The sequence below is a fragment of the Pacificoceanicola algae genome (genome assembly GCF_049341065.1).
Taxonomy (GTDB): Bacteria; Pseudomonadota; Alphaproteobacteria; order Rhodobacterales; family Rhodobacteraceae; genus Pacificoceanicola.
In genome coordinates this window covers 15252-38175 of sequence record NZ_JBMPIX010000020.1, presented here as the reverse complement: position 1 = coordinate 38175, position 22924 = coordinate 15252, and the positions used below count along the sequence as shown (strand labels likewise).

25 protein-coding genes are annotated in these 22924 nt (G+C 61.0%); 8 read left to right on the top strand and 17 right to left on the bottom strand.

The window, feature by feature from the left end:
- Positions 1-110: 110 nt before the first annotated feature.
- From ACOYQJ_RS20600 to ACOYQJ_RS20585, 4 genes are all read right to left on the bottom strand, one after another.
- Positions 111-1040, bottom strand: coding sequence for an OmpA family protein (locus ACOYQJ_RS20600; RefSeq protein ID WP_422907888.1), 930 nt, complete (start codon positions 1038-1040; stop codon positions 111-113).
- A complete protein-coding gene (locus tag ACOYQJ_RS20595; protein ID WP_422907887.1) occupies positions 1012-1581 on the bottom strand; it encodes a peroxidase-related enzyme in 570 nt (189 codons plus the stop codon). The genes ACOYQJ_RS20600 and ACOYQJ_RS20595 overlap by 29 nt, the downstream gene beginning before the upstream one ends.
- The gene (locus ACOYQJ_RS20590; protein WP_422907886.1) at positions 1578-2336 is read right to left on the bottom strand and encodes a GNAT family N-acetyltransferase; all 759 of its coding nucleotides are present in this window, start codon (positions 2334-2336) and stop codon (positions 1578-1580) included. Before ACOYQJ_RS20590 ends, ACOYQJ_RS20595 begins: the two co-directional genes overlap by 4 nt.
- A 97-nt stretch (positions 2337-2433) precedes the next feature.
- Entirely contained in the window at positions 2434-3159 is a 726-nt protein-coding gene (locus ACOYQJ_RS20585; protein ID WP_422907885.1) for a competence/damage-inducible protein A, read from the bottom strand.
- Positions 3160-3208: 49 nt separating this feature from the next.
- On the opposite strand from ACOYQJ_RS20585, the gene sfsA reads away from it, so the two are divergent.
- Together sfsA and ACOYQJ_RS20575 are read left to right on the top strand one after the other, a co-directional pair.
- A complete protein-coding gene (gene sfsA, locus ACOYQJ_RS20580) occupies positions 3209-3913 on the top strand; it encodes a DNA/RNA nuclease SfsA (RefSeq protein ID WP_422907884.1) in 705 nt (234 codons plus the stop codon).
- 141 nt (positions 3914-4054) lie between these two features.
- The gene (locus tag ACOYQJ_RS20575) at positions 4055-4864 is read left to right on the top strand and encodes a methyltransferase domain-containing protein (RefSeq protein WP_422907883.1); all 810 of its coding nucleotides are present in this window, start codon (positions 4055-4057) and stop codon (positions 4862-4864) included.
- 154 nt (positions 4865-5018) lie between these two features.
- Here ACOYQJ_RS20575 and ACOYQJ_RS20570 read toward each other — a convergent pair whose 3' ends face one another.
- The 3 genes from ACOYQJ_RS20570 to mutY form a co-directional block, all read right to left on the bottom strand.
- A complete protein-coding gene (locus ACOYQJ_RS20570) occupies positions 5019-5939 on the bottom strand; it encodes a manganese-dependent inorganic pyrophosphatase (RefSeq protein WP_422907882.1) in 921 nt (306 codons plus the stop codon).
- Positions 5940-6059: 120 nt separating this feature from the next.
- Positions 6060-7193, bottom strand: coding sequence for an alkane 1-monooxygenase (locus tag ACOYQJ_RS20565; RefSeq protein WP_422907881.1), 1134 nt, complete (start codon positions 7191-7193; stop codon positions 6060-6062).
- A 136-nt stretch (positions 7194-7329) separates the two neighbouring features.
- A complete protein-coding gene (gene mutY, locus ACOYQJ_RS20560) occupies positions 7330-8373 on the bottom strand; it encodes an A/G-specific adenine glycosylase (protein WP_422907880.1) in 1044 nt (347 codons plus the stop codon).
- A gap of 88 nt (positions 8374-8461) precedes the next feature.
- Between mutY and ACOYQJ_RS20555 the strand changes: the two genes are divergently transcribed.
- The 3 genes from ACOYQJ_RS20555 to ACOYQJ_RS20545 are packed head-to-tail and all read left to right on the top strand — an operon-like array spanning position 8462 to position 10793.
- Positions 8462-8977, top strand: coding sequence for a DUF721 domain-containing protein (locus tag ACOYQJ_RS20555; protein ID WP_422907879.1), 516 nt, complete (start codon positions 8462-8464; stop codon positions 8975-8977).
- Between the two features lie 32 nt (positions 8978-9009).
- Complete coding sequence (locus ACOYQJ_RS20550) at positions 9010-9678, top strand: DsbA family protein (protein WP_422907878.1); 669 nt, start codon at positions 9010-9012, stop codon at positions 9676-9678.
- Positions 9675-10793, top strand: coding sequence for a CaiB/BaiF CoA transferase family protein (locus tag ACOYQJ_RS20545; protein ID WP_422907877.1), 1119 nt, complete (start codon positions 9675-9677; stop codon positions 10791-10793). Before ACOYQJ_RS20550 ends, ACOYQJ_RS20545 begins: the two co-directional genes overlap by 4 nt.
- An 85-nt stretch (positions 10794-10878) precedes the next feature.
- On the opposite strand, the gene ACOYQJ_RS20540 is transcribed toward ACOYQJ_RS20545, so the two are convergent.
- The 4 genes from ACOYQJ_RS20540 to ACOYQJ_RS20525 form a co-directional block, all read right to left on the bottom strand.
- Entirely contained in the window at positions 10879-12009 is a 1131-nt protein-coding gene (locus ACOYQJ_RS20540; RefSeq protein WP_422907876.1) for a saccharopine dehydrogenase C-terminal domain-containing protein, read from the bottom strand.
- A complete protein-coding gene (locus ACOYQJ_RS20535) occupies positions 12006-13061 on the bottom strand; it encodes a saccharopine dehydrogenase (RefSeq protein ID WP_422907875.1) in 1056 nt (351 codons plus the stop codon). The genes ACOYQJ_RS20540 and ACOYQJ_RS20535 overlap by 4 nt, the downstream gene beginning before the upstream one ends.
- Positions 13062-13109: 48 nt before the next feature.
- On the bottom strand, positions 13110-13769 hold the full coding sequence (locus tag ACOYQJ_RS20530; protein ID WP_422907874.1) for a histidine phosphatase family protein: 660 nt from the start codon (positions 13767-13769) through the stop codon (positions 13110-13112).
- Positions 13770-13841: 72 nt separating this feature from the next.
- Positions 13842-14741 carry a mechanosensitive ion channel family protein gene (locus tag ACOYQJ_RS20525; protein WP_422907873.1) on the bottom strand — a complete coding sequence of 300 codons (900 nt, stop codon included), beginning with the start codon at positions 14739-14741 and terminating at the stop codon, positions 13842-13844.
- A 107-nt stretch (positions 14742-14848) separates the two neighbouring features.
- Between ACOYQJ_RS20525 and map the strand changes: the two genes are divergently transcribed.
- Positions 14849-15685, top strand: coding sequence for a type I methionyl aminopeptidase (gene map, locus ACOYQJ_RS20520; RefSeq protein ID WP_422907872.1), 837 nt, complete (start codon positions 14849-14851; stop codon positions 15683-15685).
- A gap of 81 nt (positions 15686-15766) precedes the next feature.
- Here the strand turns inward: map and ACOYQJ_RS20515 are convergent, their stop codons facing one another.
- The 3 genes from ACOYQJ_RS20515 to ACOYQJ_RS20505 form a co-directional block, all read right to left on the bottom strand.
- The gene (locus tag ACOYQJ_RS20515) at positions 15767-16732 is read right to left on the bottom strand and encodes an MBL fold metallo-hydrolase (RefSeq protein WP_422907871.1); all 966 of its coding nucleotides are present in this window, start codon (positions 16730-16732) and stop codon (positions 15767-15769) included.
- 216 nt (positions 16733-16948) lie between these two features.
- The gene (gene rsmD, locus ACOYQJ_RS20510; RefSeq protein ID WP_422907870.1) at positions 16949-17506 is read right to left on the bottom strand and encodes a 16S rRNA (guanine(966)-N(2))-methyltransferase RsmD; all 558 of its coding nucleotides are present in this window, start codon (positions 17504-17506) and stop codon (positions 16949-16951) included.
- Positions 17503-18711, bottom strand: a complete 1209-nt coding sequence (locus ACOYQJ_RS20505) for an NAD(P)/FAD-dependent oxidoreductase (RefSeq protein WP_422907869.1) — start codon at positions 18709-18711, stop codon at positions 17503-17505. The genes rsmD and ACOYQJ_RS20505 overlap by 4 nt, the downstream gene beginning before the upstream one ends.
- Before the next feature lie 82 nt (positions 18712-18793).
- Here ACOYQJ_RS20505 and ACOYQJ_RS20500 point away from each other — a divergent pair, with 82 nt between their 5' ends.
- Positions 18794-19282, top strand: a complete 489-nt coding sequence (locus tag ACOYQJ_RS20500) for a peroxiredoxin (protein ID WP_422907868.1) — start codon at positions 18794-18796, stop codon at positions 19280-19282.
- A 63-nt stretch (positions 19283-19345) separates the two neighbouring features.
- Here ACOYQJ_RS20500 and ACOYQJ_RS20495 read toward each other — a convergent pair whose 3' ends face one another.
- Complete coding sequence (locus tag ACOYQJ_RS20495; protein ID WP_422907867.1) at positions 19346-19576, bottom strand: hypothetical protein; 231 nt, start codon at positions 19574-19576, stop codon at positions 19346-19348.
- A gap of 151 nt (positions 19577-19727) precedes the next feature.
- Here ACOYQJ_RS20495 and ACOYQJ_RS20490 point away from each other — a divergent pair, with 151 nt between their 5' ends.
- The gene (locus ACOYQJ_RS20490; RefSeq protein WP_422907866.1) at positions 19728-21356 is read left to right on the top strand and encodes a tetratricopeptide repeat protein; all 1629 of its coding nucleotides are present in this window, start codon (positions 19728-19730) and stop codon (positions 21354-21356) included.
- A 60-nt stretch (positions 21357-21416) separates the two neighbouring features.
- Here the strand turns inward: ACOYQJ_RS20490 and ACOYQJ_RS20485 are convergent, their stop codons facing one another.
- Together ACOYQJ_RS20485 and ACOYQJ_RS20480 are read right to left on the bottom strand one after the other, a co-directional pair.
- Positions 21417-21707, bottom strand: coding sequence for a 4a-hydroxytetrahydrobiopterin dehydratase (locus ACOYQJ_RS20485; protein WP_422907865.1), 291 nt, complete (start codon positions 21705-21707; stop codon positions 21417-21419).
- On the bottom strand, positions 21704-22903 hold the full coding sequence (locus tag ACOYQJ_RS20480) for a GNAT family N-acetyltransferase (RefSeq protein WP_422907928.1): 1200 nt from the start codon (positions 22901-22903) through the stop codon (positions 21704-21706). Before ACOYQJ_RS20480 ends, ACOYQJ_RS20485 begins: the two co-directional genes overlap by 4 nt.
- Positions 22904-22924: the final 21 nt, after the last annotated feature.

The window sequence follows — 22924 nt, the reverse complement described above, 5'->3', positions numbered from 1 at the left end:
CCAAGCTGGCCCGCTAAGACGTTCTTCCCCCAGCCCACGCACAGGGCGACCTTTGCCCCGGGTTTATCCCGGGGTTTTCTTATTTTGGCTTTGCTGCCTGATCGCTGCGGTTATTCGATCGAGATCAGAACCGCCTCGACCCTGCGGTTCGCCTCGCGACCCGCAGGCGTGAGGTTGCTGGCGACCGGGGATAGATATCCCACGCCATTCGCGCCGATCTGGGCCGTGGGTATGTCATGGCGGGTACGCAGGTAGTCCACTGCCGATTGCGCCCGTTTGCGCGACAACGCCTGATTGGCCTCAAGCGAGCCAACCGCGTCCGTATGCCCGACGAACAGGATTCGCCGGGAAGGATTGGCCTGAAGGTAGGCGGCGATTGCGTCGAGAGACGGCACAGCATTTTCGCCCAATGAGGACGAGCCTGTTTCGAACTCCAGATCGCGCAGGACGGCGTGACCTTCGGCCTCCAACTGCCCCGCAATCCCTTCGGTTTCAAAGGCCCGCACGGGCGCGGCGTCGGTCTTGACTTCGGACTGTGTGGCCGCGCCAGCGCGGATGATCTGAAGATAGGCCGAGGTCGCATCGCGGCTGGCAAGCAGTGACACGGCGCTGCCTTCGGGCGACAGGGCCGACAGCGCAAGGTAATCTGTCAGATCCACGAACATCTGTGGTGCGGGCAAAACCAGCGTTGAAAACCGGAAGTCAAAGCCGCCGCAGGCCCGGGCGACGCAGTCCAGCACGATATCATAACCGGCCGCGGTCAGTTGGTCGCGCAGCGGCGCGATGATCTGCAGGGGGGTCAGGCCCGATGCCTCGATCCGCCAGCTTTGCGTAGAAATGGCCCCTTCGATCCGCTTGGTCGGAAGGCCGCCCTGCATGGTCCAGGGGCCGATCGGCAGGTCATAGGCGCCGGGGTCTTTTTCAAACTCGCGGGTCAGGGTTGCGCCCGCAGGCAAAGACAGGTCCTGCGCGATGGCAGGCCCCGCCAGCAACCCTGCAAGAGCTGCGAGTTCAGCGAGCCTGCGCGTGATAGTCATCATTCGGGCGCATATCGGTTGCGCTGGCCACTCGGTTCGTCATGTTGAAGAACCCGGCGACATTGGCGATATCCCAGATATCGCGGTCGCTGAACCCGGCGTCGCGCAGGGCTTCGCGGTCATACTCGGCGATCTCGGAGCTGGATTTGGTCATCTTTTCTGCGAAATGCAGCATGGCACGCTGGCGATGGTCCAGATCGGCCACGCGCCAGTTCATCACCAGCATTTCGCCCAGCTTTGGATCGCCAGACAGGGCGCGCACGGCGGCGCCGTGGGCGGTCAGGCAATAGAAACACTTGTTCACCGAAGACACGACGACGGCGATCATCTCGCGCTCAAGCTTGCTCAGGCCGCTGTCCGCCAGCATCAGATCATTGTACATGGCGGTAAAGGCGTTCAGCTTGTCGACGTCAAAGGCATAGGCCTTCAGAACATTCGGAACCATGCCCAGCTTGTCCTGACAGACATCGAAATACTTCTGGGTGGCCTCAGGCAACGGGTCGGCCATCGGCAGATTCAGGGCGGTGGGAGAGTCTTTTGTCACTTGGTTGTGCCTTCTGGCTCGGGCTTCATACGATAATGGTACTGTCCCACAACCTCCATCCCGAGGGAAGCATATAGGGCATTTGCGCCGGTGTTCGCCTTGGTGACGGCCAGCGCGAGCCATGGTGCGCCGTTTGCCACGGCCCAAAAGCCCGCGGCGCGCATCATCCAGCCGCCAAGGCCCTTTTTGCGATGCTCGGGCAGGATATGAAGCGCGTGGACCATGGCAATGCCGTCATGGACGCCGCAAAAGCCGGTGCCGCCGGGGCTGTCGCTGACCCGGCCGAACAGACCGGTCTTGGGATCGGGCGCGCGCTCCATCACATTCTGGCGGGCCTCGGTGATGCCGCCATCCTCCCAGATCTCACGCATGATCGCCAGAGGTTCCCAGATGGTAAAGGCGGTAACGCGCGGGATCGGGCGGTCCGTTAGCTTTTCGGCGGCGACCATGCGGATATTTACGGGATCGACGATGTCATAACCTTGCTGGGCCAGCATCGTATCCAACAGTTCGTCGCCGGGGCGGATCATGAACAGCGGCGTCTGGCCCATCATCCGCATGGCCTGTTCGGCAGCGCCCAGATCATCCTCGCGCCAGTCACCAAGGGCAGTTGCAGCGGACACGCGTTTTCCGCCGCCACGCCCTTCGCGAAGCCGCCAGGGACCGGCGTCTACCGTGGCAGCGGCAGGCCAGGTTCCGTCAACAGCGGCAAGCAGTTGGTCAAGCGAAGGTGTCAGAGAGGTGTCTGTGGTCATGCCCCGTTTATGGCGTCGCAGCGAGGGGCTGTCCATCGGTTCTGCGCGCGGAAACCGAGTTGAGGGTGCGGATCGCAGATTTGGCAATTGTTCCCCGTCAATCTGGCGGGAATAGCGCGCAAAGTTCGGCCATGGCGCGGTCGATCATAGCCCCGTCACTGCCGCGGATCACGACGTTGGCGCCGTATATGCCATCGCGTTGGAACGGGTAGGACCCCATCGAAAGCTCTGGGTACCGTTTGGCCAGATCGCCCAAGGGTTCTGCGATCATACCTTCGCCGCGCATGATCCGCAGGCTTTGGCTCAGCAATGGGGCGCCGCCGGTCAGTTTGGGCAGCAGGCTCGCCACCATTGCCTGAAAGACGCTGGGCACGCCGGCCATGACATGCACGTTCTCCATCGAGAACCCCGGCGCGATAGACACCGGATTGTCGATCAATGTCGCTCCATCAGGAATGCGCGCCATGCGTTGACGGGCTTCGTTGAACTCGACCCCTTGGCGGTCGTAATGCGCCGCGAGCAAGGCGCGGGCATCGTCGCGCACGCCGATATGCGCGCCAAAGGCCTCGGCCACGCAATCGGCGGTGATGTCATCATGGGTTGGGCCAATACCGCCGCTGGTCACCACCACGTCAAAGCCTTTGCGCAAGGCGGTCAACGCCGAAACGATGGCGGCGCGATCATCGCTGACAACGCGCACTTCCTTCAGGTCGACACCGTGTTTGGTCAGTTCCTGAGCGAGGTAATACATGTTGGCGTCACGAGTGCGCCCGGAAAGGATCTCGTCTCCGATAACCAGCATGGCTGCGGTGGGGTTGGGCATGGCTCGGCTCTCCTTGCGCGGGGTTTGAACCCGGTATAGGCCCGGGATCATGCGCTTTCAATCCGACCTGATCCCAGCAACCCTGATCCGCCGCTACAAACGCTTCCTTGCAGATTGCAGGCTGGAAGATGGCCGCGAGATAACCGCGCATGTGGCCAACCCTGGCTCGATGCTGGGGCTCAAGGACGAAGGTCTGCGGATCTGGCTTGAACCAAACGATGACCCCAAGAAGAAACTGAAATTCGCATGGCGGCTGGTGGAACATGCGGATGGTCATTTCACCGGCGTCGATACGGGGGTCCCCAACCGAATGCTGAAGGCTGCCTTGATGGCAGGCGAGGTTCCCGGCTTGACTGGATATGATCTGATCCGGCCCGAGGTGAAATACGGGGCAAACTCCCGCATTGATTTCTTTCTGACCGGCGCGGGCAAACCCGACACCTACGTCGAGGTGAAATCCGTGACCCTTTCGCGTCAAAGCGGGCTGGCCGAGTTTCCCGACAGCGTCACCGCGCGCGGCGCCAAACATCTGGATGAGCTGGCCAATATGGCCCGCGCAGGCCACCGCGCGGTCATGCTCTACCTGATCCAGCGCACGGATTGCACGGCAATGGCCCTCGCTGCTGACATTGATCCGGCCTATGCCGGGGCCTATCGTGAGGCGACGCAGGCAGGGGTTGAAACGCTTGCCTTTGATTGTTGCATTTCACCACTGGCTGTGACCCTCGGTGCGGCTGTCACTTTCCGCATGTGATACCCAGACGGCGAAAAAGCGTATCGCGCGCTGGCAAAATAGGGTACGCTGCAGCTTATGGGCGGAGGTGTCCAATCCCAACATTGACGGCGTTCCGTGGATACGCCCCGCTCGCGGCCCTTGCCAAAAGGAGGCGGGTTCATGTCCAGCACAGCCCAGACGACAACCGGCTTCGCCGAGCGCTACCAATCCATATTGGTGCCGGTCATCTTTGAACCCTGGGCACGCGAATTGATCCGCCGCGCCGATCCGCAAGCAGGGGAGCACATCCTCGATCTCGGCTGCGGTACCGGCGTGGTCACGCGGCAAGTTGCTGCGTTGAACTTGCCTCTGGGAAGCCTGACAAGTGTCGACCACAGCCAGGAGATGCTTGATGTCGCTCGCCGCCTCTCCAAAGACTCCGGGCTCAATGCCGAATGGATCCAGGCCGACGCTTCGGCGTTACCATTCAAGAACGAAATGTTCGAATTGGCATTCTGCCAACAGGCGCTGCAGTTCTTCCCGGACCGACCGGCGGCGCTGCACGAATTGCACCGCGTCCTCAAACCGGACGGCAGAGTCGTGTGCTGCGTGCAAGGCGCGCTCGACGTCAACCCAATGCTACTGGCGCAGGCGAAGGCTCTCGACGAATTCGTCGGCCCGACAGCCGGTGACGCCGTGCGCGCGATCTGTAGCTTGCCCGACGCCCACACCTTGCGGGATCTCTTCGAAGAGGCAGGATTTCACAAGGTCCGGGTCGAGCCCGTCACCCTTGATCTTCAACACCCTGACGCGCGCGCCTTTGCCGTCGGGGCAATGGGAGGCATGCATACCGGAGACAAACTGTCCGGTCTGGCCCAGGCCAATATCGACGGCGCCACCGACGCGTTCCTGACCGGGCTGGGCCCCTGTTTCGACGGAATTGGAATGCAATTCCCTCATCTCTCGCATGTTGTGCAGGCCCGCACCTGACTGCAATCAAGCGGCCCTCACCACTCGCGCTGAGCGCGCCCGACAGATCATGCGCGCGCTCATGCTTCTTTGGGCTAAAAATACCTCGGGGGAGCCCCGCAGGGGCGGGGGGCAGCGCCCCCGCCCGATTTCCGTAAGGGAAATCGGTGCCCGCTCAGATCTTGAGGTTCGGGATGATCTGCTTTTTGCGGCTCATGATGCCCGGCAGAACAACAGTATCCCCGGAAACCGACGCGCCAAAGCTTTTCTCGGCGACGCTTTTGACCAGATCGTTGGGCACCAGCAGCGTGGCTTCTTCGTTCAGGATGTCGACGACGAACAGCAGCACCTGATCGGCGCCGTCCTCGGCGGCCACATCGACCATCGCGGCCATCAGGCTGTCCTTGCGGTCCAGCACTAGCTTGGGTGCGGTGGTTTCCAGAACCGAAACCCGGAATTCCTTGCCGTCCACAGTGTACTCCTTGGAGTCCATGCGCAGCAGCTCGGCGTCCGAGAATGCCGAAACGTCAGATTTGGCTTCGAACATTTCGCTGGCATAGGCGGCAATGTCGACACCCAGGTCGGCGGCAAGCTTTTCGGCCACGGCCTTGTCATGCGCGGTGGTGGTCGGCGAGCGGAATTCCAGTGTGTCGGAGAGGATGCAGGACAGTGCCGCGCCTTTGATCGCGGTCGGCATCTTGGCGGCGTCGTCACCCATGAGGTCAACCATGATGGTCGCCGTGCAGGCCAGCGGGCGCATCGTAATATCGATCGGGCCTTTGGTCTCGAGTCCGCCGACCAGTTTGTGGTGGTCGATGATCGCCTTGATGTCCGCGTCGTTGATATCTGCAGGCAATTCGGCAGGGTTGTTTGTGTCGACGATGACAACCGCGGCGCCTTCGGCCACACCCGAGATGATCTCGGGTTTGTCGAGGTTCCAGCGCTCCAGCATGAAGGCGGCCTCGGTGTTGGGCTCTCCCAGCAGGACAGGCTTGGCAGCCTCGCCTTTGATTTCGTTCAGATACCAGGCCCAGATGATCGGGCTGCCGGTGCTGTCGGTGTCGGGGCTTTTATGGCCGAAAACCTGCGTGGTCATGGGAATCCTCATGTTCAAAAGGGGACGAATTTGCGGGCGTTCTAGCTTTGCTCGACTGTGATGTCACCCCACAGGATGGGGGTGCGACCATGCTGCACTGCGGCGAAGCGTTTCAGGCTGTCAGCGCGGCATGGGCGTGCGCGCCTTGTTGTACTCGGTCCAGTCGGTGATTTCCGGGTAATACATCTGCCGCCATTGCCGAACTTTGGGATTCATGATGCGGCGCCAGAGCGGGGGAACCATGGCAGTGACGGCCATCAGCGGGTAGCCAAGCGGCAGCTGCGGCGCATCCGCCTCTGAGTAGTTCTGCAAAAGCGGAAACCGCCGGTCGGGTTTGTAGTGGTGATCCGAATGCCGTTGCAGGTTGATCATCAGCCAGTTGGTCGCCTTGTGCGCGGCGTTCCAAGAATGGCGTGGCATGACGTGTTCATATTTTCCATCGCCCAGGTGTTTGCGGGTCAGACCGTAGTGTTCGACATAGTTGACCACCTCAAGCTGCCAGATCGCGACCCCGGCCTGCACCAGGAACAGCACGAGCCCGCCCCAGCCGCCAACCAGCAGCGCCAGCGCCAGCATTCCGGCCTGAAGGCCCCAATAGGTCCAGAAGGGGTTGGCCTTGTCCCACCACGGCCGACCTTTGCGCGCCAGCATCTCTCGCTCGGCCCGAAAGGATGAGTGCAGACTTTCGCGCAAAACGCGAGGGTAAAAGCGGTGGAAGCCCTCATTGTAACGCGCAGTCACAGTGTCGCGCGGGGTGCCGACATAGCGGTGATGCACCAGCAAATGTTCGGACCGGAAATGCGAATACAGCACCATCGCCAGCAGCAGATCGCCCAAGGTCCGCTCGAACCGGTTGCGCTGGTGCATCAGTTCATGCGCGTAAACGATACCGACCGTGCCGGTCATCACGCCGACGCCAAAGAACACGCCGAATTTTTCCAGTCCGGACAGGTGCTGCGCCCCGCTGACATAGGCAATCAACCCGAACAGGCTCAGGAATTGCAGCGGTGCCCAGACCTGTGTCAGCAGCTTGTACCAGAACAACTGATCCTCACTGGTTTCGAGGTCGGCATTCTCAAGGTTCAGGCCCACCATCATGTCGATGGCCGCAAACAGATACCATGCGCAAAGCGGCGTCAGCAGGATCCACCAACCGCCCATCAGCGCCCCGATCCAGACCAGAGGGATCAGGATAAACGACAAAAAGAAGGGCAAGGCCGAGGAGAGCTTTCCAAGGGTCTGCGCGGGGATCATGGCACTGCTCCGGTTTTTTGGGCTCAACATAACCTGTCCCACGTCTTAGCCCAAGGGTCTGAACGCAGCCTTGCGCAGGGTCAAATTGGGCGTTGGGTTGGCGCTCGGGGCGGCCAGAGAAGATTTCAGCCCCGCACTACCGCGACACATCGAAGGCCTTGCGCATCACGGTTGGCAGATCACTTGGGGAAAACTCTTCGGGGGACAGGAAATGCCCCCGGTCCGGCTGGCGTTCCATCGGGACGAGTGCGGTCTTGACCATCAGGCGTAAGTGGAAATGCGTAAAGGTGTGGCGCGCCTCGGCGGGAACGGTCTTCCATTCGGCGCGAATCGGCGGGGCGTCTTGCGGGGCGTCTTCGCCCCAGTCTGATCCCGGCCAGCCCAGCATTCCGCCCAGCAATCCGCTGTCCGGGCGCCGTTCCAGCAAAAAGGCGCCATCGACCCGCCGCGCCAGATAGGCGATGCCAAACCGCGTGGGCTTCTTCTTTTTCGGGGTCTTCTTCGGCAGGTCGGCAGGGGTTCCGACAGCCCAGGATGCGCAAGATCGCCGCCAGGGGCACAACCCGCAGGCGGGTCTTTTGGGGGTGCAGATGGTGGCGCCAAGGTCCATCACCGCTTGCGCATAGTCGCCGGGGCGCTGGTCAGGCGTCAGCGAAGCCGCATAGCCTGTGAGGATCGGTTTGGCCGCAGGCAAGGGCGTGTGTTCGTCAAACAGGCGCGCCATGACCCGTTCGACATTGCCATCGACCACCACCTCGGGCAGATCAAAGGCAATGGCCGAGATCGCCGCGGCCGTGTATGGCCCAACCCCGGGCAGGGTCAAAAGCGCGGCGTGGTCCGCAGGAAAGACGCCGCCGAATTCGTCGCGCACCACCCTCGCGCATTTCAGCAGGTTGCGGGCGCGGGCGTAATAGCCCAGCCCAGCCCAGGCCGCCATGACATCTTCGTCGCGGGCATCGGCCAGATCCTGCACGGTCGGCCAGCGCGACGTGAACGTCTCGAAATAGCTTTTGACTGCCGCGACAGTGGTTTGCTGCAACATGATTTCAGACAACCAGACCCGGTAGGGATCAGGCTGAACCCCGCGCGCGCGCGCCGAAGGGCTGATCCGCCACGGCAAATCGCGCGAATGGCGGTCGTACCATTCCAGAAGATCGCTGGCCTTGGCCATCTCACGCAAGTTTGATCTCCTTAACGAGATATGAATTCCGGGGCTGACGCGGGCCACGCAGGTCACTAGAATAGTCTCCGAGAGTGAGATTCAACCCATGTCGCAACGCAAGACTTCGACCTTCGGCTTTGCCCATACCGCAAAGCTGCTGGAAGGCAATATCCGCAAAGCCTCGGAAAGCCGGGGGTTTGCCCAATCGCGCGTGCTGACCCATTGGGCAGAGATCGCCGGTGCGGACATCGCTGCGATCTCTCGTCCGGTCGAAATATCCTATGGACGTGGGGGATTCGGCGCCACGTTGACGCTTTTGACCACCGGGGCGAATGCTCCTGTTCTGGAGATGCAGAAAGAAAAGCTGCGTGAGCGGATCAATGCCGTCTACGGCTACAATGCGATCACGCGGCTGCGGGTGACCCAGACCGCCGCGACCGGCTTTGCCGAGGGTCAGGCCGACTTTGTGCACCGTCCCAAACAGGTCGAGAAACCCCGTCCGGATCCCGACCAGACCGCCCGTGCGCGCAGCGCCACCGCCGAGGTTGGGGATGACAGCCTGCGTGCAGCGCTTGAACGTCTGGGGGCAAACGTCATATCCAAGCACGAACGCCGCCGATAAAGCCGCGGCAAGACACAAGAATGAGGCACTACATGAACCGCTTGATCGCTATCGTTGCCGTCCTGATCGTCCTTGCGGGCGGCGGGTATTGGTGGGTCACTCAGCAAGCCACCGAGACAAGCTCCGAGGCTGAGCCTGCGGCCACCGCAACCGACGCGAAGACCGCGCAGGATTTTGGCCTGACCGAAATGGCCATCGGCAATCCCGATGCGACGGTAGAGGTCATCGAATATGCCTCGTTCACCTGTCCGCACTGCGCCAATGCCCACGCCAACCTGATCCCGCAGCTCAAGAAGAACTACATCGACACCGGCAAGATCTACTTTGTCTATCGCGAAGTGTTCTTTGACAAATACGGCATGTGGGCCTCGCTGATCGCGCGCTGTGGTGGTGAACAAAAGTATTTCGGCATTGCCGATCTGATCTACAAAGGTCAGGCGGAGTGGGTTCGTGCAGGCTCGGACGCTGCGATTGCCGATGAATTGCGCAAGATTGGCCGCCTTGCCGGGATCAACGCCGAGCAATTGGATGCCTGTATGAACGACAGCGAAAAGCTGCAAAACCTTGTCAGCTGGTACCAGGGCAACGCCACGGCGGATGGCATCGAATCGACCCCGTCCTTCGTGATCAACGGCACCAAGTACTCGAACATGAGCTATGCCGATTTCTCGGCTCTGCTGGACGAGAAACTGGCCGAATGATCTCTGCGCCGCGCGGCCCGCTTGAAGGGCTGAAAGTCATTGAACTGGCCCGCATTCTGGCGGGCCCCTGGGCCGGTCAGACGCTTGCCGATCTGGGCGCTGATGTTCTCAAGATCGAAGCGCCCGCTGGCGATGACACGCGCAAATGGGGCCCGCCTTTCATCGAGCATGACGGGGATCGCTCGGCGTCGTATTTTCATTCCTGCAATCGCGGCAAAGCGTCTGAGGTTGTAGACATCGCCAGCGCCGAAGGTCAGGCGCGGATGCGCGACCTTGTGAAGGATGCGGATATCCTGATCGAGAATTTCAAGGTCGGGGGCCTGAGGAAATACGGTCTCGATTACGATAGCCTCGCGGCGGTGAACCCGCGGTTGATCTATTGTTCGATCACCGGTTTCGGGCAGGATGGCCCCTATGCCCACCGCGCAGGCTATGACTATATCATTCAGGGCATGTCTGGCCTGATGTCGATCACTGGCGAACCAGATGGTCAACCGCAGCGCGCCGGGGTCGCGATCACTGACCTGTTCACCGGACTTTATTCGGTCACGGGCATTCTTGCGGCTCTGCATCAGCGGACACGCACCGGCATGGGGCAGCACATTGACATGGCTTTGCTGGATTGCGCGGTGTCGGCCACTGCCAATCAGGGGCTCAACTACCTGTCCACCGGCACGCCGCCGGGGCGCACGGGCAATTACCATCCGAACCTGACGCCCTATCAGGTCTTTGACTGCGCTGACGGTCATATCATCATCGCCACCGGCAATGATGCCCAATACCGGCGGCTTTGCGCGCTGCTGAGCCTCAACGATATGGCAGAGGATCCGGACTATCTGACCAATGCTGATCGCGTCCAGAACCGCGAGGCGATGATCGCGCGGCTCATGTCGGAAACCCGCAAACGCACCAAGAGCGACCTGCTTCAGGGGTGTGAGGACAAGGGGATTCCTGCCGGTCCGATCAACGATATGGCCGAGGTTTTTGCCGATCCGCAGGTCATCGCCCGAGGACTGCAAATCGCCCCGGATGGCGTCCCCGGTGTGCGCGCGCCGTTCCGCTTTTCAGATGCCGAACTGGTGCTTGACAAACCCGCACCAAAGCTGGGCGGATAACCTTCGCCGCTTTTTCATCTTGTCAAAAATACCCCGGGGAGCGTGAGGGGCTGGCCCCTCACTCCCATCCGCAGTCCAAAGCGCCTCAGGCCAGATGATCGACCACGGTCAGGTGCTGTGCCAGCGTCTGAACCTCGTCCATGAAACGTTCGACCAGTTTGGGGTCTGATGGGGCGGCCTGCACACCGGCAGGCATTTCGCGGTTCAGCACCGCTTCCACCGCCAACGATACCGGGACCGAGACCAGCCGCGCCATGGCCGTGCCGCGCGCGTCGCCCCATGCGTCCATCACATAGGTCTTGTGCCAGACGGTCTGCCCGTCCTTCTGCGCCTCGAAGGAGACGCACAGAACCACGCGGTCTGGCTCGCCCTCGTCATAGGCATTCTGTTTCAGAAGCCCTTCGGCGATCTCGGTCAGGCGTTCGTCGCTGGCGGTCCCGACCTCGGCAAAGATGTCAGCCCAGGCATCGGCCCAGCCATTCAGGCGCAGGGTGCCGCGGACGAAGTCCTTGACCGGCCAAGCCGGGTCAAACTTGTAATCCTCGATAAAGGGGATCGAGTCGCGGTTTGGATAGACCTCAAAGGTTTCGGGGGTGGAGAGCGGCGCATCGAAGCGCCCCAAAGCATCCCACGGGCGTGAGACATTCAGTTCCGAGAAGTGCCGGATCGACCGCGACGGGGATTTCAGCGCCTTCAGAACCCCGACAGGCGCCCAGCTGAACTTGTAACGAAAGGCGTTGGCGAATTTCGGAACACCGCCGCAGTAGGAATGAAAGCTGATCGCGTTCTTGGGATCATAGGCGTCCGAGGCGCGATAGTCGGCCACAAGGTGATGGGCCATCAGGTGATCGATCCCGGGATCAAGGCCGATCTCGTTGACCACGCGCACATCCGCCGTTTTGGCTGCCGCGTCCAGCGCCCGCATTTCAGGGGCGATATAGCTGGACGAGACGAAATTCGCGCCTTTGGAAATCGCCATTTCCGCAAGTTGCACGTGCCAGTCACCGGGCAGCATGGAGACAACGACGTCTCCGGCTTTGACTTCGGCGCTTAGCGCCTCGGGCGAAAAGGCGTGGATGTTGTCCGTCAGATCGCCCACCGCTTCCCGGGCCTTGGCGACGGTGCGGTTCCAGACAGCCACATCGTGGCCTGCCTTGATCAGCCTGCGCAGGCCGGGAACGGTCGAAAGGCCAGTGCCGCACCAATGGATGGTCATGAAGTCACCTCGGGTTTGTGTTCTTGAAAGATTGTCAGTGCCCGACCCCAGACGCCGTCGCCAATGGTGTCCAGCGTTTCCAGCCAAGGCAGCATTTGCCCGGCAAAATCCTGCGAGGATTCCAGCGGCAGCAGCGAGGGCAGGTTGTCGATTGCCATCACGTCCAGCGGCGGCGAGTCGTGGACGCGTATCACTGGCTTTTGCCAGTCGGTTTCGCGGTCATAGACCTTGATGGGCGAGAAATTGGATTGTGGGTCGCAAGCGATGTCGCCAATCACCGTCAGATTGCGCGGGGCCGTCTTGGCCGAGGCCGGAACGAAGACCGGGCAGCCGGGCCGCGCAAGGATGCAGTTGAAGAACATGTCATGCGCCAGCACTTCGGGGAAGGGGCCGCCATGGGCGGTTTCGGCCATGTCCCATTTGGTCACGGCAATCCCCAGCGCTTCGCAAAGGTCCGTGGCGCCGGTTCCGACGCGACCAAGCGCGCCGATAACCAACGCCTTTTCCGGCGCCTTGCCATTCAAAGCGTCGCGCAGGTCGTCCAGCATCGCCTCGGAGTTTTTCCAAGTCGTCACAGAGGGGCAAATCCCGCCATTCTGCTGCGCTGCCCAAGCCAGAACTGACACTGCCGCCCCGGCATAGCCCGCCCAATACCCAAAGGCAGCCACGCGTCGGCCGTCTGGGTCCACGAGATATTCCAGATCGTAGAGCGTCCCGCCTCCGGCGACGAAACGCGCCAAAAGACGCTGGCCCGCAGTCTGCCCTTTGTAGGCATGGCCGAACATGATGTGGCGATGGGGCAGGGGTGTCCCGTCGTCCGGCAATTCCTTGAGGCCATAGATGATGGCATCGCGCGGCGCGTCGGGCCAACTGCCCTCGGGCGCGATTTCAGCACCCGCCTTGGCGAAGGCGTCAGTCGGCAGGATGCGGGTGCCGCTTTCCTCGACGGTGATACGAAAGCCTTTGGCCACCAGCGCCTTGACGCCATCGGGGGTGATGCCGACACGTTCTTCGTTGGGGCGGCTTTCGGCTCGAATCCACAAATGGATCATGCGGGCTCCTGTCAGTTTGGCGACACGCTAACGCAGGGCGAAGCCGGGTTAAAGGTGGCTGCGGGCGTGCTGCCGTTCCGGTGTGTCCAGATGTGGCAGAGCGTTGAACTGGGTCAGTGCCAATCCTGTCGGCAATGGCTGGATCCGGTGGACCGAGCTGTTTTCAATCGCAAGGCAGATATGGGCCATGGCGGTCAGCTCCAGCCCCATGACGATCCGCATGGCCATGCCGATCAGCCCGCCCGAGGTCACCACAAGCGCGCGTCCCTCTCCATTGGCGATCTCGTGCAGGGCCTCTCCTACACGATTTTCGAAATGCGCAAAGCTTTCCGGCGGGTCCTTGATCGCATCGTCCTTCCAATGGCTGAACAGGGTCGGCAGATGGCTGATAAAGCCTTCGCGATCTTGCGGAATGGGGATGCCGTGCTGCTGTTCCAGCGCATGGGCAAGGTCGAAATAGGACATCTCGTTCAGGCGCGCGTCCTGAATGGCGGCGGCGGCACAATCGGGTTTGATCCCCTGCGCGGTCTCGACATGACGGCGCAGCGTGCCCGTATAGACCCGGGCAAAGCGTTCGCCCGCCTGCCGGAAATATCCCCCAAGCCATTCAGCCTGCTGCCACCCCAGAGGGCTGAGCTGGTCATAGCTGCCTTCGTCGCGGGCAGTGGAATTGGCCTGCCCGTGGCGGACGAGGGTAATATGCGACATGGGCCTCTCCTTGCGGTGTCAGGGCGGTTTACGCGCTGCACCAAAGGAAGGAAAGACGGCGCGAGGCCGCGTTCAGGCCGCGTCGCTTTTCGGGTCATCCTTGGCCTCGTCTGAGGCGTCCGAACGCTCAAGATACAGCGTGCGTGTGGGAAAGGGGATATCCACCCCTTCGCGGTCGAGGGCCTCTTTGACGCGGCGCTTCATATCGGCCTGATACTGAAAGAAATCGCTTGAACTGACCCAGACCCGCACCAGAAAATCGACCGAACTTTCATTCAGGGCGTTCACCTGAACAAAGGGCTCCGGATCGTTCATCGAACGCGGGTCGTTCATGATCGTCTCGCGGATCACTCGTTCAGCCTGCGCAAGGTTCGCGCCATAGCTCACCCCAAAGGTCCATTCGGCGCGGCGCGTGTCATAGACAGAATAGTTTTCGATCACATTCCCCCAGACCTGGGCATTGGGTATGATGATCTGCACGTTACTGAGACCGGCAAGCTCGGTGGTGTTCAGGGTGATGTCCTTGACGGTTCCCATCTCGCCCGCGACGGCCACGAAATCACCGATCCGGATGGGGCGAAAGATGATCAGCATCACCCCTGCCGCCACATTCGACAGGGTTCCCTGCAAGGCGAGGCCAATCGCCAGACCAGCCGCACCCAGCGCCGCGACGATCGAGGTCGTCTGCACCCCGAATGTGTTCAGCACGAACAGGCTGGCAAAGATCAGGATGACATAGCGGGCGGTGTTTCCAAGAAAGTGGAACAGGGTGATATCCATCTTGGGGTTCTTCTCGCCGATCGCGCGAATGCGGCGGCGCACCCACCCGGCTATGATGAAGCCTATGATCAGGATAAGGAGGGCTGCTAGGACACTGCCCAGAACCCGCGCCATGAAATCCAGCGTCAACAGATCTGATATGGATTTTCCACCCACAATTTCGGTATTCAATAGCTGGTGCAGTTGATCCATTTGGTCTGTCCTCGCAGTTGTTTTTCCCCGAACGCCGGGAAGCTTTGATTGGTTCCCGATGCTGCATTGCCGCATGGACTGGCAAAACCCGCGCTGAGCGTCTAAATATGGCGCAACTAACGATGGAGCATGACGTGAACATTGATCACGGCGGGCGCAAAACCCGAGACGGCATTCGTATCTACCAAGAGGCAGACTTTGCAGGAATGCACAAGGCTGGCCAATTGGCTGCGCAAATCCTCGACGAAGTGGCCAGCCACGTCTTTGTCGGTCAAAGCACCGGCGTGATCGATGATTTCATTCGCAACCGCGTGAACGAGGCCGGCGCAGTATCGGCCACTATTGGATATAAGGGCTATAAGCACGCCAGCTGCATTTCAGTGAACCACGTGGTTTGCCACGGCATTCCGGGCGACAAAAAGCTCAAGGATGGGGATATCCTGAATATCGACGTGACGGTCATCGTGGATGGTTGGTTTGGCGATACATCGCGGATGTATGTGGCAGGCAAGCTGTCGCGCAAATCCGAGCGTCTGATCCAGGTTACCCACGATTCCCTGATGCACGGCATTGAAGCGGTGAAACCGGGTAATACCTTTGGCGACATTGGACATGCCATCCAGACATATGTCGAAAGCAACCGCATGTCGGTTGTGCGCGATTTTTGCGGCCACGGTCTTGGCCGGGTTTTTCACGCGCCGCCGAACGTGTTGCACTATGGTCGTCCCGGCACCGGCCCGGTTCTCGAAGAAGGCATGTTCTTCACCATCGAACCCATGGTGAACTTGGGCCGCCCCGAAACCAAGGTGCTGGCCGACGAATGGACAGCGGTCACACGCGACAAAAGCCTTTCGGCGCAGTTCGAACATTCTGTCGGAGTAACGGCCGATGGTGTCGAGATTTTCACGCTGTCGCCAGCCGGTCGCTTCCATCCGACCTACTGAAAGCGACGCGGCCTTTTCATATTGTCCCAAAACGTGGGGACCGGGGGCAAACGCCCCCGGCTCGTCACGATCAGGGCGCGTTCACCATTGCCACATGGCGGGTACAAACCTGTAGGCATCGCCCTCTTTCATCACATGGCCAACCCCCGGGAAGGGGAAGTGATAGCCCAGCACGGCCATCCGGTCCGCCACCGCCATATCCAGAAGACGTTTGCGCGTTGCGACGGTCTTGTCGCCGTCCATATCGAAGTTGTTGTACCAATCGGGGTGCGCAAAATTCATGTAGGCGTGGTTCATCGAATCGCCCAAGGCGATCAATTGTTGCCCGCCAGATTCCACAACCACCGACAGATGCCCCGGCGTATGTCCCGGCGTGTCAATCACCCGAATGCCCGGCGCGACTTCCTTTTCATGGCTGAGCAAGGTCCAATCCGCACCGTCCACCTCGATGGAATTTACCGCTCCAACGACAAACTGCTGCAACTCGGTGGGAACAGAAGTGGCAAGCCCATCCTGCATCCAGAAATCCCGCTCGCTCTGCCCGATGAAATAGGCGGCATCCGGCAGTATCGCTTCGTCAAAATCATCCCGAATGCCCCAGATGTGATCCGGATGGGCATGGGTGATGATCACATGGGTGATTTCGCCGGCATCAATCCCGGCGCTTTCAAGATTGCCCATCAGATCGCCCGCCGTCGGCAGGAACCGCGTGCCCGATCCGACATCCACCAGAACCTTTGCCTCGCCCAACTCGATCACGATGTGGTTGGTGTGGGCATAGTTGGTTTCGGTCGACAGGAAATAGGACTTCAGAAAGGCCTGCACCTCGGAAGGATCGGCATTGATTCCAAGACCTTCCGCCGGAGTCTCCAGCCTTCCGTCAGAGACAACGGTCAACTTGGCATCGCCCAAGGAAAAACTGAAATGCGACGGGTTGCCCTTGGCGGGAGCCCCCAGATCGGCACGCGCGGCCACAGGAAGGGCCAGCGCGGGCATGGCGGCTGCCATGCTGAACAAATCACGACGGCTCGGTTTGAAGACGGACATGGATTCTCCCCAAATTCACGTATACGCATATAACAATACCAGCGCCGCCCGGATTTGCCAGCAAAGCTTTGCGCACTCCCGCCATTCCGCCGATCAAGGCCGCAACACAGACCCCCATGGCGTTTCACTGGTCCAAAAATATCCCGGGGGAGCGCGCAGCGCGGGGGCAGAGCCCCTTACAATCCCAGCGCGGGTCGCAAGACCCGCACATTTGGATCAATCAGCCTCCAGCAGCGTGACCGTGGTATCACCATAGCGCCGGTGTTCCAGCAGTGAAAACCCGTCTGGCGCCAATTGCGGCGCACTTTCTTCCCAGACAACCAAGGCCTCGGGCGCGATCCACCCGGCCTCTCGGGCCGAGGCCAGCGCCTTTTCCCCCAGTCCCTTGCCATATGGCGGGTCAAGAAAGACCAGATCGGCGGGGGCTTCGGCAGCAGGCAGGCGCAGGACATCCGCGCCAATCATTCGCGCACGGCTCTCACAGCCCAGAATCCCGAGGTTCTCGCGGATGAGCCTTTGCCCAACGCGTCCTTTTTCCACAAAGGTCACAAAAACTGCGCCACGCGACAGGGCCTCCAGCCCCAGCGCCCCGGTTCCGGCGAACAGATCCAGCACCCGCGTGCCATCAAAAGGCGCGCCAAAGCGCCCGCCATCCAGCATGTTGAACAGCGCCTCGCGCACGCGGTCCGTGGTCGGGCGCAGATGCGCCCCGGGATCGCCCTTGCCAACTGCTGCCAGCCGCCGTCCGCGAAATTCTCCGGCGATGATCCTCACGCCTTCAACAGGGCCTTCAGGTCGGTTGCGGGATCGCCCACCGCCTCTGGCGCCGGACTCTTGCCGCTTTCGATAAGCCGTTTGCCGACCATATAGGCCCGGCTGTCGTTCATTGCATCAATCGCCAGAAGCGTTTCGCCGGTGAAATACCAATGCGAAAGCGCGCCGTCACCGGCGTCGCGTACCACGATCCGGTCATAGCCTGTGCTCAGCCCGGCGATCTGCAGCTTGATGTCATACTGATCTGACCAGAACCAAGGCTTGGCCACATAGGCTGCCCCGGAGCCCATGATGTTGTCGGCCACCAATTCACCCATGTCGATGGCATTGCCAACGGATTCCAATCGCATCTGCGCCCCGCCTTGCGGGAAGCTGGCGCAATCGCCCGCGGCCCAGATATGTGGGTCCGAGGTCTGGCCAAGGGCGTTCACCTTGATGCCGTTGTCAACTTCGATCCCGGCGGCTTCCGCCAAGCCGCTCGCGGGCAGAATGCCGACGCCGACGATCACAAAATCCACCTCAAGCCTGCTGCCATCGGCCAGTTCGGCCGCGGTCACATGGCCGTCACCCGTCAGCCGTGCCAGTCCCGTGCCTTCACGAAGATCCACCCCGTGTTTGGTGTGCAAAGCGCGGAAGTACGCTGAGGTCTGCGCCGAGGCCACGCGCTGCAATATCCGGTCTGCCGCCTCGACCAAGGTCACTTTCAGACCCAGTTTGCAGGCCACCGCCGCCGCTTCGAGACCGATATAGCCACCGCCAACGATCAGCACCCGCGCACCTTCGGAAAATCGCGGCGCCATGGCATCCACGTCAGCCAGAGTGCGGACCTCGAATACGCCATCCAGATCACCGCCGATGGCGGCGGGCAGGCGCCGCGGGGTTGATCCGGTGCACAGAACAAGCTCGTCATAGGCAATCACCTGATCTCCGGCCAAAACGGTCTTGGCCGCGCGATCAATGCCGTCAACACGCAGGCCGGTTTTCAGGGTGATATTTTGCTCGGCGTAATAGCTTTCGGGGCGCAGGTACAGCCGATCCAGCGCCATTTCGCCCAGCAGATAAGCCTTGGAAAGCGGTGGGCGCTGGTAGGGCACAGCCGGTTCATCGCCGATCACGGTGATCTCGCCCTCAAAGCCTTTGCTGCGCAACCGCGCCACCAAACTGGCCGCTGCCTGGCCGGCTCCGATCACGACGACACCTGCCATTTCACGCTCTCCCACTTTCCCTTTGGTTGTCAGAGCCTATAGTCTCAACCTAGGGAAACGCAATTACAGGAAAGCAGAACCAATGACGATTAAAGCTGGCGACACGCTACCAAACGCAACTTTGTCCCGCATGGGTGACGAGGGTCCGGAACAGGTGGACCTTGATACCCTGACCAAGGGCCGCAAAGTGGTGATCTTTGCGCTGCCGGGGGCCTATACCGGCACCTGCACCACGGCCCATGTGCCAAGTTTCATCCGCACTCGTGATGATTTCGCCAACAAGGGCGTCGACGAGGTGATCTGCCTGTCCGTCAACGATCCTTTCGTTATGGGAGCCTGGGGCGAGTCGACTGGCGCAACAGCGGCGGGCATTTCCATGCTCGGCGATCCGCAGGCCGAGTTCACCAAGGCCGTTGGTATGGAATTCACCGCCCCGCCTGCGGGACTGATCGACCGTTCCAAGCGCTATGCCATGGTCGTTGAGGACGGCAAGGTCACTATACTGCAGGCCGAAGAAAACCCCGGCGTCTGCGATGTTTCGGGCGGCGAAGCGCTGCTTGCCGCGATTTGACATGGTTCCCGGCGGCGCTGTGATGGTGCCGCCGGGGGCTTTATCCGGCGCTTGCCCATGCTGTCACCAGAGGTCAGCCCGGGGCGCCGCGCCATTTTCGCCGCTTGTGCGACGGTTCGCGGCGGTTCTTGCGGGGATGCCCATATCGGCAAGGCGTTCGGCGGGCATATTGGCGAGGATGTCGGCATCGCGGCGCGCACGCCGGTCTTCGCGGCGGGTAGCGATCCAATGGCCAAAAAGGTCACGGGCTGCGAAAATGACAGTGATCAGGCGGTTTGTGGCAATGTGCGACATGGGGAAAGTCCTTTGTTGAGGATTTGAACTCCCCCAAGTCTGACATCCGCCCATAATAGTTTTGCAAAATGGATTGGCGCGCAGACCGCCTCTAATGCAATACTTCCGTCAAAACCGATTGCCGAAACGTAAAAAAGACGAAGATTGCGTAATGCCCAAGTTCATCGTGCACCTAAACGGTCCTTTTCGGATGACGGACCCGGATGGGCATGGGCAAACCGGGCTCAGCCGCAGGGCGCAAGCGATGCTTGCCTATCTGGCCAGTCAACCGGGCTTTCGTGCGGAACGTGGCTTGTTGGCGGACCTGCTCTGGTCCGACAGGTCCGAGGCGCAGGCCCGGGCGTCGCTGCGGCAGGAATTGTCGATGCTCAAGCGGCTGTTGCCAGAGGGTCTTTTGTCCGCCGACCGGCAGGCGGTCTGGCTTGATCCGGACCTTGTTCAATGCGCGCGTGGCGATGGGGATTTCCTTCAGGGCTTCGATCTTGCCTCGGAAGGGTTCGAGGATTGGCTGCGCGCCGAACGGGCGCGCGACCCCGCGCCTACCGCCCCACAGCCAAAGCAGGCGTCGGCGGAGCAGGGGCGCACAGAACAGCCGGCGCTGGCGGTCATGCCATTTGACGATCTGGGCGGAGATCGCGGCGATATGTTTACCGAGGGTGTGGTCGAGGAAATCACCGGCGCACTAAGCCGGGTGCAGGCGTTCCATGTTATCGCGCGCCAGTCGGTCTATGCCCTGCCGAAAACCGTGCTCTCGGCTCCGGACGCGGCCAAGGCCTTGGGGGTGGACTATCTTCTGGAAGGAAGCGTCAGGCGATCCGGGGAAAGGGTGCGTATCTCGGTGCAGCTTGTGCTGGGGCGCAACGGTCATACGCTTTGGTCAGCGCGCTTTGACGATCGGATCGATGACCTCTTTGATCTTCAGGACAGGATCGCCGCGCAGGTGGCGGGTCAGATTTCGCCTAATCTGAGGTCTGCAGAAATCGCGCGGGCCCGTCGCCACCCGAGCGAGGCGCGCACTGCATATGAATTGATGCTGACCGCGTTGCCGCACTTCTGGATTCATGACAGCCAAGAAAATGACCGGGCAATTGCCTTGCTTGACGCCGCGCTGGAAAAATCCCCGAACTATGGCACGGCACTGGCGCAACGGGCGTGGTGCCACTCTCATCGGTGCTGCTATATCTGGACCTTGCAACCCGAAGAGGCGCGGCGCATGGCGCGGGCGGATTTTGACGCCGCATTGCCGCAGGTTGATGAGCACGCACCGGCACTGACGGCTCTCAGCGCCACAGCCGCTTTGGCCCTCCAGGATTTTCGTCTGTCTGAGGAGCTCGCCTTGCGGGCTTTGGACATCGATCCGAACAATGCCTGGGGCTGGTTGCGGCTGGGATGGGTGAATTGTTACCTCGGTCGGATCCATGATGCGCTTGAACACTTTGACCGCGCCGAAGCGCTGAGCCCGCTTGATCCGTTTCTCTTCAATATCGATTTCGGCCGCTCGGCCTGCCTGAGATCGCTCCGGGACTATGACGGTTCGATCGCGTTGATCGAAAAGGGGCTCAGGGCGGCGCCACGTGCGAAATGGGCGTACCGGATGCTGTTCGGAACCTTGTGGCTGAAGGGCGATCAAAAAGGCGCCGTCGAAGCCGGGCGCAAGTGGCTTGCAGCGCATCCTGGGCTATCGAAGCAGGTTCTGCTGGACGGTATTCCGGCTTGGGACCATGACCCTGACTATGTAAACCTGCTGACGCGGTTCGACGAGATCATCCCGCTCGACTGAGTGTTCCCGCAGCCGCAAGCCGACCCGCCCTTTGCCAAGCGGGTGCGCTGCTGACCCGGATCACAGCTTGTCCATTTTCCGCGCAAGTTTGGCGTCCAGCGCCGATAGTCCGTCCACATCATGAGTTGTCAGCGTCACCTGCACAGTCTTGTAGACGTTGGACCATTCTGGATGGTGATCCCATTTTTCCGCCCAAAGCGCTGCGCGCGTCATCCACGAAAAGGCCTCGGTGAAATCGCCAAACACAAACGTCTTGGTGATGGCATCGCGTCCTTCCTCCATGGCCCAGCCGTTTTCCAACAGCGGTGCCAGCACCGTTTTGCGGGCGGTATCCGATAGTTTCTCGGTCATTGCTGTTCCTCCTGAGGGGTCTTGCGAAAGGGGCCATAAGCCGTGAGGATTTCGATGTCTTCGTCTACCGCGGCTTTCTCCGCTTCAAGATAGCGCGCAACGGCGTCGGAAAATCCCTTGTCCGAAATCCAGTGCAGCGAATGGGTCGGCGCGGGCAGATAGCCGCGCGCCAGTTTGTGTTCCCCCTGCGCCCCGGCTTCGACTCGGGCAAGGCCGTGGCTGATGGCAAAGTCGATGGCCTGATAATAGCACGCTTCAAAGTGCAGGCAGGGGTGATCTTCGATACAGCCCCAATATCGCCCGAACAGCACATCGCGCCCGATGAAATTCAGCGCCCCGGCCACTGGCAACCCATCGCGTTCGCAGATCACAAGGGCGATGTCGTTTCGCATACTTTCATGCGCAATCTCAAAGAATTCCCGCGTCAGATAGGGGGAGCCCCACTTGCGCGCCCCGGTGTCCTGATAAAACGTCCAGAAGGCATCCCAATGCTCTGGCTGGATGTCGTCGCCGGTCAAGGTCCGGATGGTGCCGCCAAAATCCTGCGCTCTTGCGCGCTCCTTGCGGATGTTCTTGCGCTTGCGCGAACTGAGCGAGGCAAGGAAATCGTCAAAATTGCCGTAGCCGTCATTCACCCAGTGAAATTGCTGCGTCAGACGTCGGAGCAACCCCATCTGCGCGCCTGCGATGGCCTCGTCCTCCGTGCAAAAGGTGATGTGCAGCGACGACAGATCGTTCTGGACGGCAAACTCGATTGCGCCTTGTGTCAGCGCGGAAATCCCCACGGCTTCTTCGCCCGGCCGGGTCAAAAAACGCCGCCCCGTGGCGGGGGTGAAGGGCACGGCGATCTGAAGCTTGGGGTAATAGTGCCCGCCCGCCCGTTCCCACGCATGGGCCCAGTTGTGGTCAAAGATATACTCGCCCTGACTGTGCCCCTTGGCATAGAGCGGCGCACAGGCGATCGGTACGCCATCGCGCTCGGCCACCAGATAACGTGGCTCCCATCCTGTTCCCGGCCCGACCGAGCCGCTGTCCTCCAGCGCCTTCAGAAAACGGTAGCTGGTGAAAGGATCAATCGCGCGCGCTCCGCCCAAAGCTTCTGGGCAGGCGCAAGCATCCCAGTCCTCTGCCGCGATCTGCGACAGCGACGTCAAGACATTGACAGTGATCGTGGCGCCGGGGCTCTGGTCAGTCATCGTGTGGTAGTATTTGGGGCC

Bases quoted from the DNA above. Each gene is read 5' to 3' on its own strand.
- ACOYQJ_RS20565 (WP_422907881.1), bottom strand. From the start codon at position 7,193: ATGATCCCCGCGCAGACCCTTGGAAAGCTCTCCTCGGCCTTGCCCTTC.
- map (WP_422907872.1), top strand. From the start codon at position 14,849: ATGGCGCAACTAACGATGGAGCATGACGTGAACATTGATCACGGCGGG.
- ACOYQJ_RS20530 (WP_422907874.1), bottom strand. From the start codon at position 13,769: ATGTCGCATATTACCCTCGTCCGCCACGGGCAGGCCAATTCCACTGCC.
- ACOYQJ_RS20535 (WP_422907875.1), bottom strand. From the start codon at position 13,061: ATGATCCATTTGTGGATTCGAGCCGAAAGCCGCCCCAACGAAGAACGT.
- ACOYQJ_RS20590 (WP_422907886.1), bottom strand. From the start codon at position 2,336: ATGACCACAGACACCTCTCTGACACCTTCGCTTGACCAACTGCTTGCC.
- ACOYQJ_RS20490 (WP_422907866.1), top strand. From the start codon at position 19,728: ATGCCCAAGTTCATCGTGCACCTAAACGGTCCTTTTCGGATGACGGAC.
- ACOYQJ_RS20585 (WP_422907885.1), bottom strand. From the start codon at position 3,159: ATGCCCAACCCCACCGCAGCCATGCTGGTTATCGGAGACGAGATCCTT.
- ACOYQJ_RS20485 (WP_422907865.1), bottom strand. From the start codon at position 21,707: ATGACCGAGAAACTATCGGATACCGCCCGCAAAACGGTGCTGGCACCG.
- ACOYQJ_RS20550 (WP_422907878.1), top strand. From the start codon at position 9,010: ATGAACCGCTTGATCGCTATCGTTGCCGTCCTGATCGTCCTTGCGGGC.
- ACOYQJ_RS20525 (WP_422907873.1), bottom strand. From the start codon at position 14,741: ATGGATCAACTGCACCAGCTATTGAATACCGAAATTGTGGGTGGAAAA.
- ACOYQJ_RS20570 (WP_422907882.1), bottom strand. From the start codon at position 5,939: ATGACCACGCAGGTTTTCGGCCATAAAAGCCCCGACACCGACAGCACC.
- ACOYQJ_RS20515 (WP_422907871.1), bottom strand. From the start codon at position 16,732: ATGTCCGTCTTCAAACCGAGCCGTCGTGATTTGTTCAGCATGGCAGCC.
- ACOYQJ_RS20500 (WP_422907868.1), top strand. From the start codon at position 18,794: ATGACGATTAAAGCTGGCGACACGCTACCAAACGCAACTTTGTCCCGC.
- ACOYQJ_RS20495 (WP_422907867.1), bottom strand. From the start codon at position 19,576: ATGTCGCACATTGCCACAAACCGCCTGATCACTGTCATTTTCGCAGCC.
- ACOYQJ_RS20555 (WP_422907879.1), top strand. From the start codon at position 8,462: ATGTCGCAACGCAAGACTTCGACCTTCGGCTTTGCCCATACCGCAAAG.
- ACOYQJ_RS20540 (WP_422907876.1), bottom strand. From the start codon at position 12,009: ATGACCATCCATTGGTGCGGCACTGGCCTTTCGACCGTTCCCGGCCTG.
- sfsA (WP_422907884.1), top strand. From the start codon at position 3,209: ATGCGCTTTCAATCCGACCTGATCCCAGCAACCCTGATCCGCCGCTAC.
- ACOYQJ_RS20545 (WP_422907877.1), top strand. From the start codon at position 9,675: ATGATCTCTGCGCCGCGCGGCCCGCTTGAAGGGCTGAAAGTCATTGAA.
- ACOYQJ_RS20575 (WP_422907883.1), top strand. From the start codon at position 4,055: ATGTCCAGCACAGCCCAGACGACAACCGGCTTCGCCGAGCGCTACCAA.
- ACOYQJ_RS20480 (WP_422907928.1), bottom strand. From the start codon at position 22,903: ATGACTGACCAGAGCCCCGGCGCCACGATCACTGTCAATGTCTTGACG.
- ACOYQJ_RS20505 (WP_422907869.1), bottom strand. From the start codon at position 18,711: ATGGCAGGTGTCGTCGTGATCGGAGCCGGCCAGGCAGCGGCCAGTTTG.
- ACOYQJ_RS20600 (WP_422907888.1), bottom strand. From the start codon at position 1,040: ATGATGACTATCACGCGCAGGCTCGCTGAACTCGCAGCTCTTGCAGGG.